This is a genomic window from Chryseobacterium sp. WG14, from assembly GCF_024586945.1.
GTDB lineage: Bacteria > Bacteroidota > Bacteroidia > Flavobacteriales > Weeksellaceae > Chryseobacterium.
This window is the reverse complement of sequence record NZ_JALCZD010000002.1, coordinates 613,447-628,118: the sequence shown is the minus strand read 5'-3', so window position 1 is coordinate 628,118 and position 14,672 is coordinate 613,447. Positions and strand designations below refer to the sequence as shown.

The 14,672-nt window shown below is 36.5% G+C and carries 11 protein-coding genes; 10 read left to right on the top strand and 1 reads right to left on the bottom strand.

Annotated features, from left to right (window positions below):
- The first annotated feature begins 385 nt into the window (after positions 1-385).
- The 10 genes from MP478_RS06045 (at position 386) to MP478_RS06000 (ending at position 12,435) form a co-directional block, all read left to right on the top strand.
- Entirely contained in the window at positions 386-1,711 is a 1,326-nt protein-coding gene (locus MP478_RS06045) for a sigma-54 dependent transcriptional regulator (protein WP_257199905.1), read from the top strand.
- A gap of 441 nt (positions 1,712-2,152) precedes the next feature.
- Entirely contained in the window at positions 2,153-3,847 is a 1,695-nt protein-coding gene (gene kdpA, locus MP478_RS06040; RefSeq protein WP_257199904.1) for a potassium-transporting ATPase subunit KdpA, read from the top strand.
- Positions 3,848-4,030: 183 nt separating this feature from the next.
- The gene (gene kdpB / locus MP478_RS06035; protein ID WP_257199903.1) at positions 4,031-6,070 is read left to right on the top strand and encodes a potassium-transporting ATPase subunit KdpB; all 2,040 of its coding nucleotides are present in this window, start codon (positions 4,031-4,033) and stop codon (positions 6,068-6,070) included.
- A 10-nt stretch (positions 6,071-6,080) separates the two neighbouring features.
- Positions 6,081-6,638, top strand: coding sequence for a K(+)-transporting ATPase subunit C (kdpC, locus tag MP478_RS06030; protein ID WP_230041041.1), 558 nt, complete (start codon positions 6,081-6,083; stop codon positions 6,636-6,638).
- An 11-nt stretch (positions 6,639-6,649) separates the two neighbouring features.
- Positions 6,650-7,735, top strand: a complete 1,086-nt coding sequence (locus MP478_RS06025) for a porin (protein ID WP_257199902.1) — start codon at positions 6,650-6,652, stop codon at positions 7,733-7,735.
- A gap of 258 nt (positions 7,736-7,993) precedes the next feature.
- A complete protein-coding gene (locus MP478_RS06020) occupies positions 7,994-9,103 on the top strand; it encodes a sensor protein KdpD (protein ID WP_257199901.1) in 1,110 nt (369 codons plus the stop codon).
- Between the two features lie 8 nt (positions 9,104-9,111).
- Positions 9,112-10,827, top strand: a complete 1,716-nt coding sequence (locus tag MP478_RS06015) for an ATP-binding protein (protein ID WP_257199900.1) — start codon at positions 9,112-9,114, stop codon at positions 10,825-10,827.
- Between the two features lie 72 nt (positions 10,828-10,899).
- Positions 10,900-11,403 (top strand): hypothetical protein, encoded by a 504-nt coding sequence (locus MP478_RS06010; protein ID WP_257199899.1) that lies wholly within the window; start codon positions 10,900-10,902, stop codon positions 11,401-11,403.
- Between the two features lie 45 nt (positions 11,404-11,448).
- Positions 11,449-11,916, top strand: a complete 468-nt coding sequence (locus tag MP478_RS06005) for a hypothetical protein (RefSeq protein ID WP_257192051.1) — start codon at positions 11,449-11,451, stop codon at positions 11,914-11,916.
- A 54-nt stretch (positions 11,917-11,970) separates the two neighbouring features.
- Complete coding sequence (locus MP478_RS06000) at positions 11,971-12,435, top strand: hypothetical protein (protein WP_257199898.1); 465 nt, start codon at positions 11,971-11,973, stop codon at positions 12,433-12,435.
- Positions 12,436-12,579: 144 nt separating this feature from the next.
- Here MP478_RS06000 and ligA read toward each other — a convergent pair whose 3' ends face one another.
- Entirely contained in the window at positions 12,580-14,586 is a 2,007-nt protein-coding gene (gene ligA / locus MP478_RS05995) for an NAD-dependent DNA ligase LigA (RefSeq protein ID WP_257199897.1), read from the bottom strand.
- Positions 14,587-14,672 lie beyond the last annotated feature (86 nt).

Sequence of the window (14,672 nt, the reverse complement as noted above, 5' to 3'; positions counted from 1 at the left end):
AGAAGTTAAGCCCACCAGCGCCGATGGTACTGCTAACGCGGGAGAGTAGGCCGCCGCCAGTTTTTATTTTATTTTTAAAAATCCTTTATCGTAAGATAGAGGATTTTTTTTGTTTATATACTATAACAACTATACTGCTATACTTCAACTCTAAACTATACCCAACCTCAGTTGATAGTTAATAGTTGATAGCGCTGTCAACCCTCAACTCTTAACTCTCAACTATTAACTCCTAACCCATAACTCAAAACTGGCCACTCATCACTGTTCATAGATGTACTAAGATTCCCCTAATAATCATATATAGAAAGAAATTTCCCGCTAGAAGTAGATTTTACTCGAATAAATTCAATAAGTTTGTATCTGTTTTCCAAATACAATTATAATGTCAGGAAATATTCTGATTATCGACGATGAGATCAAACTCCTTAAGTTATTAGGTATGATCCTTTCCCAAGAAAATTTTAATGTAAAAGAAGCTTCTACGGCACGGTCAGCGATGACAATGTTGGAGCAGTATGATTTTGATGTCGTTTTAAGCGATGTCCGTCTTCCTGATGCCTTTGGGGTTGAGCTGATCAAGTCCATAAAGACAAAATATCCCCATCTAGAAGTCATTTTAATGACCGCATTTGGAAATATTACAGATGCTGTACAGGCCATGAAGAATGGTGCCTATGATTACCTGGTAAAAGGGGATGATAATGAGAAGATTATTCCATTAGTATATAAAGCACTGGATAAAGTAAAAGACAACAGATCAAAAGTTGTTCAGCAAATTACTGCCATAAAAGGTTTTGAACAAATTATTGGACATTCTCCTATCATTTTACAGGCTAAGAAACTGGCTGAAAAAGTTGCTTTAACAGATGCTGCCGTACTTTTGACAGGGGAAACCGGAACCGGGAAAGAGGTTTTTGCCAATGCCATTCATGAAGGAAGCGACAGAAAGAAAAATAATTTTGTGGCGATCAATTGCTCTGCATTCAGTAAGGATATCCTGGAAAGTGAGCTTTTTGGACATAAACAGGGTGCTTTTACAGGTGCTTTAAGAGATAAAAAAGGCTTAATTGAAGAAGCCAATGGCGGAACTTTGTTTCTGGATGAAATTGGTGAAATGCCCATTGAGCTTCAGGCAAAACTGCTTAGGGTACTGGAAACCAAAGAATTCATAAAAATGGGAGAAACGAAGCTCTCAAGATCTGATTTTAGGCTTGTAGCAGCAACGAACAGAAACCTCGAGGAAGAAATAAAGCAAGGTAACTTTAGAGAAGACCTCTATTTTAGACTGAACGTTTTTGAAATTACTCTTCCCGCATTAAGAGAGAGGAAAGAGGACTTAAAAATGCTGGCTAAATATTTTATTAATTTATTTTCAGATAAGCTGCATTTATCAACTATTCAGGTGAATCCGGATTATTATAAAGCGTTGGAAAAAAATGACTGGAAAGGGAATATCCGTGAATTGAGAAATGCAGTAGAGCGAAGCCTGATTCTTATGGATAATAATATTCTTGATGCCGAAAGCCTTCCTCGCTATTCAGAGAAAGCGGTGGCTGAAAGTGACTCCCTGAGCATAAGATCCCTGGAAAAAATACATATACAGAAAGTATTGCAGTATACAAAAGGAAATAAAGCTGAAGCTGCCAGGTTACTGGAGATTGGTATTGCTACCCTATACCGTAAACTGGAAGAATACGGATTGAAATAAATTATTTTTATCATTTTAATAAAGAGCCTATCATTTTGATAGGCTTTCCTGTTTTTATACCGTTTGTTAAATTAGTGTATCGTATTGTTATACAATGTATTATATGTTCTTTTTTTAGGATGGAATTCTTTTTGGCATATAGACTATGAATAAAATATTTAAAAAATGACAATTTCAAGAAAAACGTTTAAAAAACGGGAGTACTCTACTTTTAGCCTGCTGATTGTATCGTACGTATTACTGACTATTTTAACCTTAATAATAAAGATATGATGTTGATAAGTTTAGTTCTGCTTTGTGCAGTCCTGTTTTGGCTTTTATATAAATCAGTTGAATTTTTTGATAGAATATAAAATTATGTGGAGTTTATTTTTCCTTTCAATACTTGCCTTTGTGTACATCTGTTATGTTTTAATGAAACCTGAAAAATTTTAAATGGTCATGAATACAGAAATTTTAGGCATCATAGCAATGTTTGCTATTACATTAGTTATCGGAATATTTTTGGGTAAATATATTGCTAATGTCTATGGATATAAGAAAACTTTTTTAGATCCTGTTTTTCAGCCGATCGAAAAGTTAATTTATAAAATATCGGGAATTAACCCGACTCGTCAGATGAGCTGGAAACAGAATATGTATGCCATGCTGACGATTAATCTGGTTTGGTTCATCATTGGATTTTTAATCCTTCTGAATCAGTCCTGGCTTCCTTTAAATCCGGATGGAAACCCCAATATGACGGCAGATCTGGCTTTTAATACAGCTATCTCGTTCTTAGTTAACTGTAACCTACAGCATTATTCGGGAGAAACGGGAGTAAGCTATCTAAGCCAGCTCTACCTGATGTTTTTACAGTTTGTAACAGCAGCAACGGGAATGGCAGCAATGGCAGTCCTTTTTAAAGCCTTTAAAGACAAAACAGCTACCGAACTGGGAAACTTTTATGATTATTTTACCAAATCGATGATTCGGATTCTGGTTCCCATAAGCGTAATTGTTGCTTTAATACTTTCCATTAACGGAAGTCCTATGACTTTTGAAGGGAAAGACCATATCACAACTTTAGAAGGGCAGAAAATTGATGTCTCAAGAGGTCCTGTGGCAGCTTTTGTTGCTATAAAGCATTTGGGAACCAATGGAGGTGGCTTTTTTGGAGCCAATTCAGCCCATCCTCTTGAAAATCCTAATTATGTAACGAATATGACAGAAATGGTTACTCAAATGATCATTCCGTTTGCATTGGTTTTTGCATTAGGCTTTTACTTGAAAAAAAGAAAACTTTCATGGGTCATCTTTACAGTAATGACTGTTGGATTTCTCGCGCTAACCATTCCGAATGTTATCAATGAAACAGGTGGAAATCCCCTGATTACAGAGATGGGAGCAGATAGTAGCCTGGGAGCTATGGAAGGCAAGGAAATCCGCCTTGGGAGTGCTGCATCAGGATATTGGAGTATTGCTACCACTGTTATTTCAACAGGTTCTGTAAACTCTATGCATGACAGCACCATGCCTCTTTCGGGAATGAACGAATTGCTTGCCATGATGATCAACTGTTTCTATGGAGGCTGTGGAGTAGGTATTCTGAATTATTTCATCTTTATCATCCTTGCCGTATTTATCAGTGGTCTTATGGTAGGACGAACGCCGGAATTTATGGGGAAAAAGATTGAAGCCAAAGAAATGAAGATTGCAATGATCGTGGCTTTATTTCACCCATTCTTAATTCTTGTGGGAACGGCTTTAACGGCTTATCTGCCGGAATTTGGAGCAAAAACATTGAATAACCCGGGTTTTCACGGATTCAGTGAAATGCTTTACGAATTTACTTCATCTTCTGCTAATAACGGATCCGGATTTGAAGGATTGGGAGACAATACTCCATGGTGGAATATTGCAACAGGAATCGTACTGCTGTTATCAAGGTTTATCCCAATCATAGGACCGGTAGCCATAGCCGGATTGTTGGCTCAGAAAAAATTCATCCCTGAAAGTTCAGGAACACTGAAAACGGACACCGCTACTTTCGGATTTATGACGCTGGCAGTTATCCTGCTTATTGCAGCATTGTCTTTCTTCCCTGCATTGACATTAGGACCCATTGCAGAGCAGATTCAGTATTTCTCTAAATAAAATATGAACATTAAAAATTAAAATCAATATTCTGCCATTAAGGAAGCTGAAGCGTCTGAGGAAGTTAGTCTAAAAACTTACTGAAACGTTCATCACATAATATTATCCATTTTCTTCCTTACAGTTTTAGCTGCCCTTGATGGTTAGTATTGATTTATAATGATATAAAATTCTTTCAAAAAAATGAAAAATCAATCACAAACATTGTTTCAAAGAGATTTGGTTAACGAGGCGATTAAGCAGTCTTTCGTAAAGCTGAATCCGAAAATTATGTTTAAAAATCCGGTCATGTTTCTGGTGGAAATCGGAACCGTTGTCATGTTTATCGTAAGCATGTTTAGCCTGACTGGCGATACATCACAGGGAAGCTTCTCTTATAACTTTTTAGTTTTTATAATATTATTTTTTACAGTTCTGTTCGCCAATTTTGCAGAAGCAATCGCTGAAGCCAGGGGAAAAGCACAAGCTGATACACTTAGAAAAACCCGTGAAGAAACACCTGCTAAATTAGTGGTTGATAATAAACCCGGATTTCAGGTGGATACCACATTGAAAATGTCTGCTGAAATGAAATTAGGTGATATTTTCCTTTGTGAAACAGGAGATCAGATTCCAATGGACGGAGAGATCATCGAAGGATTGGCAACCATTGATGAATCTGCAATTACCGGTGAAAGTGCTCCGGTAATCCGTGAAGCCGGCGGAGATAAAAGTTCTGTAACAGGGGGAACAAAAGTACTCTCAGACAGGATAAAGGTAAAAGTAACCACAAAACCGGGAGAATCATTTTTGGATAAGATGATTGCTCTTGTAGAAGGGGCTTCAAGACAAAAAACACCTAACGAAATCGCATTAACCATACTTTTAGCCGGGTTTACCCTTACATTTATTATTGTTACCCTCACGTTAAAGCCTTTTGCAGACTATGCACAGACGCCGATAACAATAGCAGCATTTATTTCTCTTTTTGTTTGTCTTATTCCGACAACCATCGGAGGACTGCTTTCTGCCATTGGAATCGCTGGAATGGACAGAGCTTTGAGGGCCAATGTCATCACTAAGAGTGGTAAGGCGGTGGAAACAGCAGGTGATATTGATGTTCTGTTGCTTGATAAAACAGGAACAATCACTATTGGAAACCGTAAAGCAACCCATTTCCATCCGTCAAACGGAATTAAGCTGGAAGACTTTATTAAAGCTTCTGCACTGAGTTCTGTAGCAGATGAAACACCGGAAGGAAAGTCTATCATTGAATTAAGCGATTTAAAATCAGAAGATTTACTGGTTCCTAATCCTACTTATATTGATTTTACGGCTGAAACAAGAACTTCAGGAATTGATTTTGAAGATACAAGGATCAGAAAAGGAGCTTATGACACTATAAAAAAACTGACTGAAAAAGCCGGGAATATCTTCCCGCAGGAAACACAGGATGCTGTGACCAAAATTGCTGAAAACGGAGGAACTCCCTTAGTAGTAGCAATCAATGAAAAAGTATGGGGCGTGATTGAACTTCAGGATATCATTAAAACCGGAATTCAGGAGCGTTTCCAACGGTTGCGAAAAATGGGAGTAAAAACGGTAATGGTAACCGGAGACAATCCTTTAACCGCAAAATTTATCGCAGAAAAAGCCGGTGTAGATGATTTTATTGCCGAAGCCAAGCCTGAAGATAAAATGAACTATATCAAAAAAGAACAACAGGAAGGCAAACTGGTAGCCATGATGGGGGACGGAACAAATGACGCTCCGGCATTAGCCCAGGCAGATGTAGGGGTGGCCATGAACAGTGGGACCCAGGCCGCAAAAGAAGCCGGTAATATGGTAGACCTCGATAACGATCCCACAAAACTGATTGAAATTGTAGAGATTGGAAAACAGCTTTTGATGACCCGAGGAACACTGACAACCTTCAGTATTGCTAACGACGTTGCGAAATACTTTGCCATTATTCCGGCCTTATTTATCACATTTATCCCTTCACTGCAAAAATTGAATATCATGAATCTTCATAGCCCGGAAACAGCTATTTTATCAGCTGTCATTTTCAATGCTGTGATCATTCCTTTCCTTATTCCGTTAGCATTAAAAGGAGTAGCTTACAAACCTATTGGAGCAAGTGCCTTATTAAGAAGAAATCTTTTGATCTATGGGTTAGGTGGTGTCATTGTTCCGTTTATTGGAATCAAAATCATTGATGTACTGATCAGTTTATTCTATTAAAATTTAAAAAATGAAAAATCATATTATTTCAGCATTCAGGCTGACTCTTGTAATGCTGGCTGTGGTAGGAATCTATTTGGTAATTGTCTACGGAGGTTCAAAAATATTACCTGCACAGGGAAATGCGGAGATTATTACCTATAAAGGACAGAAATTCTATGTAAATATCGGCCAGGAATTTAAATCTGGTCAATATTTTCAAGGGCGCCCATCCAGTGTCAACTATAATGCCGCAGGAAGTGGAGGAAGCAATAAAGGTCCCAGCAATGAAGAATATCTGGAAACGGTACAGAAGAGAATTGATACCTTAAAACTAGATAATCCGGAAATGAAAAATGCTAAAGTTCCTGTAGAACTGGCTACAGCCAGCGGAAGCGGATTAGATCCTGACATCTCGCCGGAAGGTGCTTTATACCAGGCAAAAAGAATAGCTAAACTAAGAAATCTTTCAGAAGAGAAGGTGAAAGATTTAATTAAAAACCAGACTGAAGGTCCATTCTTAGGGCTTTTCGGACCCTCAAAAGTAAATGTATTAAAGCTGAATATTGCTTTAGATCAATTAAAATAATTAGAAATAACGTGAAAAAATATATTGTTATAGGAATGCTGTTGGGTGTTTTCTTTCCCAAAGCACAATCTTCGGATTCATTAAAAATAGGAAATAAAGTTACCTTTTCTGCCTATGCAGAGCTTTTCTACACCTACGATGCTAATGAACCGGGTAATCATCTTCGTCAAAACTTTTTATATTCATACAACAGGCATAATGAAGTAAACCTGAATCTGGGTCTCGTAAAAGCCAATTATCAAAGTGAGAATCTTCGTGCCAATGTAGCTTTAATGGCAGGAACCTATGCTCAGGATAATATGGCTGCCGAACAGGAAGCCTTACGCTATGTAAATGAAGCGAATATCGGGATCAAAATATCAAAGAATAAAAATCTATGGATTGATGCGGGGATTATGCCTTCTCATATCGGTTGGGAAAGTGCCATAGGAAAGGATAATATCAATTTGACGAGAAGCCTTGCAGCAGAGAACTCTCCTTATTTTGAGACCGGAGCCAAGCTTTCCTATACTTCAGATAATGGAAAATGGTTTTTAAGCGGATTGGTACTGAATGGATGGCAGCGCATTGCAAAAGCAGAGGGAAATCAGAGTATTTCTTTTGGACATCAGGTAACTTACAAACCTAATGATAAGATTACACTGAACAGCAGTTCATTCATTGGAAATGATAAGGCAAAAGAAGAAAAAAGAATGCGGTATTTCCACGATTTGTTTGGAAGCTTTCAGCTGACGGATCAATTTTCAGCATTGCTGGGGTTTGATATCGGAGCAGAGCAGAAATCCAAAGGAAGTGAGCAATATAATATCTGGTACAGCCCGAATGTACAGATGAAATATCAATTAGATCAAAAATGGGCCCTAGCCGGAAGATTTGAATATTATAATGATAAAAAAGGAGTGATTATTAATTCGGGAACTCCTAATGGATTTCAGACTTTTGGATATTCACTGAATGTAGATTATGCGATCTTAAAAAACGTGATTTTCCGTACCGAGGCCAGAGGATTTACCTCTAAAGATGCCGTTTTTGTAAAAAATGGCGAAATGAAGCAGGGAAATTTCTTTGTGACAACAAGTTTGGCAGCATGGTTTTAGAAGTTTGATGGTAAAAACGAAATAACTACAAAAAGGACAAAAATTTTTTGGAAATTTTATCCATTCAATTTGTCATTCCGTAGGAATCCAGACAAGGTAAATAAAAGTAATCAATCATAATATGACCTTTTATCCTTTGAAGTTAAGAGGCTGGATTTCTTCAGAATGACAAAATTGTGTTAAAATACAGGAAAGCTTTTGTCCCTTTTGTAGTTCAATAAAAATTATAATAACTTAATACTGTAAAAGCAGGAATCAATGTCATCAGCAAAACATTTTTTAGAACTGATCCAGAAATCCAGAAAAGGAAAATTCAAGATCTATATAGGGATGAGTGCAGGCGTAGGAAAAACTTTCCGGATGCTTCAGGAAGCTCAGTCCCTTTTACGGAACGGCATTGATGTAAAGATCGGCTATATAGAAACGCATGGCCGGGAAGAAACAGTGGCTTTGGTGGAAGGTCTCCCGGAAATTGCAAGAAAATCAGTTTTTTATAAAGGTAAAAACCTGGAAGAAATGGATGTTCAGGCTATTATCAATGAACATCCTGAAGTTGTTTTGGTGGACGAATTAGCCCATACCAATGTAGAAGGATCTAAAAATAAAAAGAGATGGCAGGACGTCCTTGAGATTCTGGATAATGGGATCAACGTGATCAGTGCCATGAATATTCAGCATATTGAAAGTCTGAATGAAGAAGTAAAAGTAATCACAGGAGTTGAAGTTACAGAGCGTGTACCGGATAAAATTCTTGCTATTGCAGATGAAGTGGTAAACATAGACCTTACCGCTGATGAATTACTGACCCGGCTGAAAGAAGGAAAGATCTATAAAAAGGAAAAAATTCAGACCGCCTTGAATAATTTCTTTCAGAGCGGACATATCTTACAGCTTCGTGAACTGGCTTTAAAGGAAGTGGCCACTCACGTGGAAAGAAAAGTAGAAACTGAAATCAAGACTGAAAATTTTAAACCGATAAAATTTCTGGCCTGTATCAGCAGCAATGAAAAAATTGCCAAAACAATCATTAGGAAAACAGCCAGGCTGGCGAGCTACTATAATAGTCCGTGGACGGTCTTATATATTCAGAAGCCCTCAGAAAATCCTGAAAAAATAGCACTGGATAAACAGCGGTATTTGATTAATAATTTTAATTTAGCACAGGAATTGGGAGCAAAAGTGGTCCGGATCAAAGACGGAAGTGTTCATAATGGAATTCTGGAGTATGTAATTGCCCATAATATAACAACAGTCTGTATCGGAAAGCCTCACGCCAGATTTTGGCAGCGCCTGTTGGGGTATAGCTGGATCTATACCCTTATGAACAGATTGAATGAAAGGCAAATAGATATTATTATTTTATCTTAAAAAAAGTAATGAAACTTAAAACTAAACTTACCTTAGGCGTAGGCCTTTTATTTTTTCTGATCGTTCTGCTTTCAGTGATAGGGTCTGTGTATATCAATAAACTGAAATCTGATACGGAGAAAATCCTTACAGCCAACTATAACAGCCTGGAGTTTTCTAAAAATATGCTCCTGGCTTTGGATAATATAAGCAGCGACAGTGCGGTGGCCATTGCAGATTTTCAGAAAAACAACCAGTTACAGGAAAAAAATCTCACGGAATTCGGAGAAAAAGAAGCTACTCAGAATCTGAATTTACATTTTAACAGTTACCTGAAAGAACCTTCATACAGTAAAGAAAAGCTGATCCGGGAAGATCTTACGAAGATAATGTCTTTAAATATGAAAGGCATTGAAAGGAAAAGCGATATTGCCATCATCACTGCCGGTAATGCTACTTTCTGGATTGTTAGCTTGGGAACGGTATGCTTTCTGATAGCCTTTATTTTACTTTTTAATTTACCGCAAACCATTGCAGAACCTATTAATCAGCTGACATTCAGTATCAGGCAGATTGCTGATAAAAATTATAATGAAAGGGTACATTTTAAAGGAAGTGAAGAATTCAACAGCCTGGCAGAATCATTCAACACCATGGCTGAAAAGCTTCAGGAGTATGAAAGCAGTACACTTTCTAAACAGCTCATGGATAAGAAGAGGATTGAAACACTGGTAAACAATATGCATGATGCCGTGATTGGATTGGATGAAAACCATTTTATCTATATGATTAATGACGAAGCGTTGAAAATCACCAACCTGAACAAAGACGATATTATAGGCAAAACAGCTCATGAAGTTGCTGTAAACAATGATCTGATCCGGGAGCTGTTGAAAAATATTGACCATCCGGTAAAAGAACCTATGAAGATCGTCCGCGATAATAAAGAGAACTATTTTGAACAGGATATTGTTCCTATCAATATTGTGAAAACCGGGGAAAAGGAGAAAAAATATATTGGAAAGGTTATTTTACTGAGAAATATTACCCCTTTTAAGGAACTGGATTTTGCTAAAACGAATTTTATAGCTACCATTTCTCATGAACTGAAAACTCCTATTTCTGCCATAAAAATGGGCGTACAGTTACTGGGAAATCAGAAATTCGGTGAACTGAATGACCAGCAGAAAGAACTACTGAAAAGTATCAATGAAGATGGGCAGCGCTTGCTGGATATTACCGGTGAACTGCTTAATCTTTCACAGGTAGAATCCGGAAATATCCGTTTGACAATTGAAAAATGCTCCCCTAAAGAGATTGTACAGTCGGCGGTGAAAAATGTAGAAAAACTGGCAGAACAGAAAAATATCTCAGTGAATATGGAATATCTTCTGGAAGACACAGATTTTGTTGCTGCAGATTTTGATAAGACGGTTTGGGTGATGAATAACTTTCTTACCAATGCTGTGAAACACTCTTTTCAGGATGAAAATATAAAGATTTTGGTGGAAAAAATAGATTCATTTATTCAGTTCAGTATTACAGATACGGGAAGTGGTATAGATGAAAAGTACCACCGTCAGATCTTTGACCGGTATTTTCAGGTTCCTGGCGAGCACCAGAACGGAACAGGTCTCGGCTTGGCTATTTCAAAGAATTTTATTGAGAAACAGGATGGAGAAATTGGAGTAAGCAGTTCCCCTAATAATGGAAGCACATTTTATTTCAGGCTGCCTGTTTCTTAAAATGTATAATATAGTATTTAACTTTACGTTTGAATTTCAATAAAGATACTGTAAGAGTAATATTAATAAAGTATGAATATTAAGAAAATAATTATTTTACTTTCATGTGTTGTGGTTAATTTTTGCTTTGGACAAAGTGAGTTTAGAGAAGCATTTACATTAAAACTCAAGGTGGATTCTGTTAGATTCTACCAACAGGAGATCAAAAAATCGCCGTATTTTGTAAAAGACGATATTTTACAGATTTATCCAGGTGAACATTTGTTTATAGAAACAGAAGTAAAAAATGGAAAGATTGAAGCCATGAAAGTGGTTAAAGCCAATATAAATCCTGAAAAAACTATAGAGATAGATTTTTCACAAAATACTGAAGAAAGAAAAAATAAAGGAATGCTACTTCAGGTAAAAAATCCTTTTAATATCAGTCTAATGTACGATGCCATGATGTATATTGTTGGAGATACCCGATGGATTAAAACCTCAATTATACCTGTAAAACCTCAGCTTCAAAATTTTGAAACGTGGAATGATCCTATTATTAGTCTTGTATTAGAGAACTGGAGATTGGAGAAATAATCCTTATTCAGAAATTATATAAATAAATTCAGTCTTTTAATTAATATGTTTACAGACTTATTTTTTTACTTTTTCCTAGCTTCTTTAGTATTTGCTGTTCTCTCAGGAATCTTCTTTTCTATACAAAAAAAGAAAATTATTTCAAAATATAAACAACCAAACTCAAAAGTCTTACAGAATATTAGTGGTACAATTGTTACTAAAAACGGCTTTCTGCGGAAAAAATATGAATGGTGTAATTTTGATGTATTAATCAATTCCAATTCAATATTTTTATTTCCCAAGACTCTTTATTGTATTCCTACTCGTTTTATTAACCTTATATTTTCTAATTTTGATAAAAGGAATACAAAAAGACCAACCATTTTAAGAGAATTTTATATTAGTAAGCATTCTGTGGAGTTGGTATCTTATCCGGGTTATCTTATCAATGGAGAGCGTAAAATTTATTTAAAGAACCTCAATCAGGAACAAATTATACTTTTCCAAAACGTATTAAAGAAAAATTCATAACTTTATCAAAAACTTGAAGACTATTCTTTTAAACTTATAAACTTTTATCATACAATGAAAAAAACTCTATCTCTATTAACATTGCTGTTTTTTATCGTATTAAGTATTCAGGTATCAGCTCAGGCATTTACATTAGAAAAAATTGCAGAATTCAATAAGCTTGGTATGTCTGAATTTAAAAATGAAATGAAGAAGATTAATTTCAGCTTTAATGACAAAACAGAAAGTGCAGATTTCACCCTGAACGAATATGAAAGTCCTGATCATACATTTAAAATTGGAAAATTTGTCTACACTAAAGATAAATCCCAGGACAGAATAGAGTGTGAATTTCCGGAACAGAGAGATTATCATAAGTATCTTTCAGCTGCTTTAAATGCTGGTTATAAAGAGACTGGTAAAGGGAAAATTATTACAAAAGAGCCTTATGTTGATTACCAGAAAGGAAAACAGCACATCAGGTTTATTTTACCTAAAGAAAATCAGAATGGCCCTTACAGTGTTCTTGTTTTCAAATAAAAAGAAACTCTAAATTAAAATACAAAGGCTGTGAAAGTAATTTCGCAGCCTTTATTTTAGTGTAGCCCTTTTTCCACCTTAATAAATTTCTAAATGTAATTTTTATTTTATCAAATGCTAAGGTAAAAGAAAGCTTTTTTATTCTTATTGTTTTTCAATCAAATCAAGGAACTCCTGCTCATCCAGAATGGTAATTGTTCCAATATCCTGAGCTTTTTTCAGTTTACTTCCCGCTTTTTCACCTACCACCAGGAAGTTTAGGTTTTTGGAAACGGCAGAAATATTTTTTCCACCATGTTTCTCCACCATTTCTTCGGCCTGTTCTCTGGTAAATAAAGATAATTTGCCGGTAAAAAGAAAAGCTTTTCCTTCCAAAACTTTGGATAAAACCTCATTGGTATTTTCTCCCTTTTCAAGCTGTACACCGTAAGATTTTAAACGTTCTATCATCAGGATATTTTCAGAATTTTTGAAAAACTCTACAATGCTTACTGCAATTTTGGCTCCGATATCCTCTACCTGGCAAAGCTCTTCTACAGTAGCGTCTTTCAGTTCTTCTATGGTAGGGAAGTTCTTCACCAGTTTCTTGGCAACTGTTTCTCCTACATGCTTGATCCCTATTCCGTATAAAACTTTTTCAAACGGAATTTCCTTAGATTTTTCAATGCCTGTGATGATATTTTGTGCTGATTTTTCTGCCATTCTTTCCAATGGGAGAAGCTGTTCTTTCGTTAGAACATAGAAATCAGCTGGATTTTCAATTAACCTTTCCCTGTAAAGCTGTTCAATGGTTTCACTTCCCAGGTTCTCAATATTTAAAGCTTTTCGGGAAACATAGTGGATCATTCTTCCTACCACCTGAGGCGGGCAGTGAAGTTCATTCGGGCAGAAATGGATCGCCTGATCTTCAATTTTTACCAACTCAGTTCCGCATTCAGGGCAATGTTTAATGTATTCTATTTCTTTACTTTCTTCAGTCCTTTTTTCAGTGTTTACCGCAACGATCTTCGGAATGATTTCACCGCCTTTTTCTACATAAACGAAGTCATGCTCATGAAGGTCCAGCTTTTTGATAATATCTTCATTGTGGAGAGAAGCTCTTTTGACAATAGTTCCTGCCAGTAAAACAGGTTTAAGGTTGGCAACCGGCGTAATAGCACCTGTTCTTCCTACCTGGTAAGAAACGCTTTGAAGCTCTGTCTCTACTTTTTCAGCCTTGAATTTATAAGCCATGGCCCAGCGGGGAGATTTTGCAGTATATCCAAGCTGTCTTTGCTGCTGCAGAGAATTCACTTTTAAAACAATTCCGTCAATTTCAAAAGGAAGGTTGTGGCGCTCCGTATCCCAGAAACTGATAAACTCTTTTACCTCATCCAGGGTAGTACATAATTTTGCCTGCTGAGATGTTTTGAATCCCCAGCCATGGGCTTTTTGAAGCAGTTCCCAATGGGTTTCAGCCGGAATATCTTCAGCAATGAACTGATAGAGTACAGAAGATAAACTACGCTTTCTTACTTCTGCGCTGTCCTGCATTTTTAAACTTCCGCTTGCTGTATTTCTGGGGTTCATAAACGGATCAAGGCCTTCCTCTTCACGCAGTTTATTGAGTTTATCGAAATTCTTTCTGGTCAGGTAAATTTCTCCACGCATAAAGAAATGCGAAGGAAAATCACCTTTCAATGTCAGAGGAATATCTGAAATAGTGCGGACATTCGGAGTAATTTCGTCTCCCTGAAAACCATCGCCCCGGGTTACTGCCTGCATCAGTTTTCCGTTTTCATAAAGAATGGAAATAGAGGCACCGTCATATTTTAATTCAGCAACAAACTCTACAGGATCATTAATGGTCTTAATAATTCTTTTTTCCCAATCTTCAAGATCCTCAAAATCATAAGAATTATCCAGAGAATACATTCTGAATTTATGCTGAATAGTAGGAAAAACCTTTGTAACTCCACCACCTACTCTTACAGAAGGGGAGTTTTCATCATAAAACTCCGGATGCTTTGCTTCCAGTTCCTGAAGCTGCTGCAGAAGTATATCAAAGTCATAATCTGAAATGGTAGGCGTATCCAGAAGATAATAGTTTTCATTATGCTGATGAAGCTCTTTGCGGAGCTGTTCTATTTTTTGTTGAATGTTTTCGGACATTGCGGTTCTATCTTTTGAGCAAAAATAACTAAACTAATCCCATTTAGAAAATAACATAATTAAATATTACAGGAAAATTAATATTA

Bases quoted from the DNA above. Each gene is read 5' to 3' on its own strand.
- ligA (WP_257199897.1), bottom strand. From the start codon at position 14,586: ATGTCCGAAAACATTCAACAAAAAATAGAACAGCTCCGCAAAGAGCTT.
- MP478_RS06005 (WP_257192051.1), top strand. From the start codon at position 11,449: ATGTTTACAGACTTATTTTTTTACTTTTTCCTAGCTTCTTTAGTATTT.
- MP478_RS06000 (WP_257199898.1), top strand. From the start codon at position 11,971: ATGAAAAAAACTCTATCTCTATTAACATTGCTGTTTTTTATCGTATTA.
- kdpB (WP_257199903.1), top strand. From the start codon at position 4,031: ATGAAAAATCAATCACAAACATTGTTTCAAAGAGATTTGGTTAACGAG.
- kdpC (WP_230041041.1), top strand. From the start codon at position 6,081: ATGAAAAATCATATTATTTCAGCATTCAGGCTGACTCTTGTAATGCTG.
- MP478_RS06010 (WP_257199899.1), top strand. From the start codon at position 10,900: ATGAATATTAAGAAAATAATTATTTTACTTTCATGTGTTGTGGTTAAT.
- MP478_RS06015 (WP_257199900.1), top strand. From the start codon at position 9,112: ATGAAACTTAAAACTAAACTTACCTTAGGCGTAGGCCTTTTATTTTTT.
- MP478_RS06020 (WP_257199901.1), top strand. From the start codon at position 7,994: ATGTCATCAGCAAAACATTTTTTAGAACTGATCCAGAAATCCAGAAAA.
- MP478_RS06045 (WP_257199905.1), top strand. From the start codon at position 386: ATGTCAGGAAATATTCTGATTATCGACGATGAGATCAAACTCCTTAAG.
- kdpA (WP_257199904.1), top strand. From the start codon at position 2,153: ATGAATACAGAAATTTTAGGCATCATAGCAATGTTTGCTATTACATTA.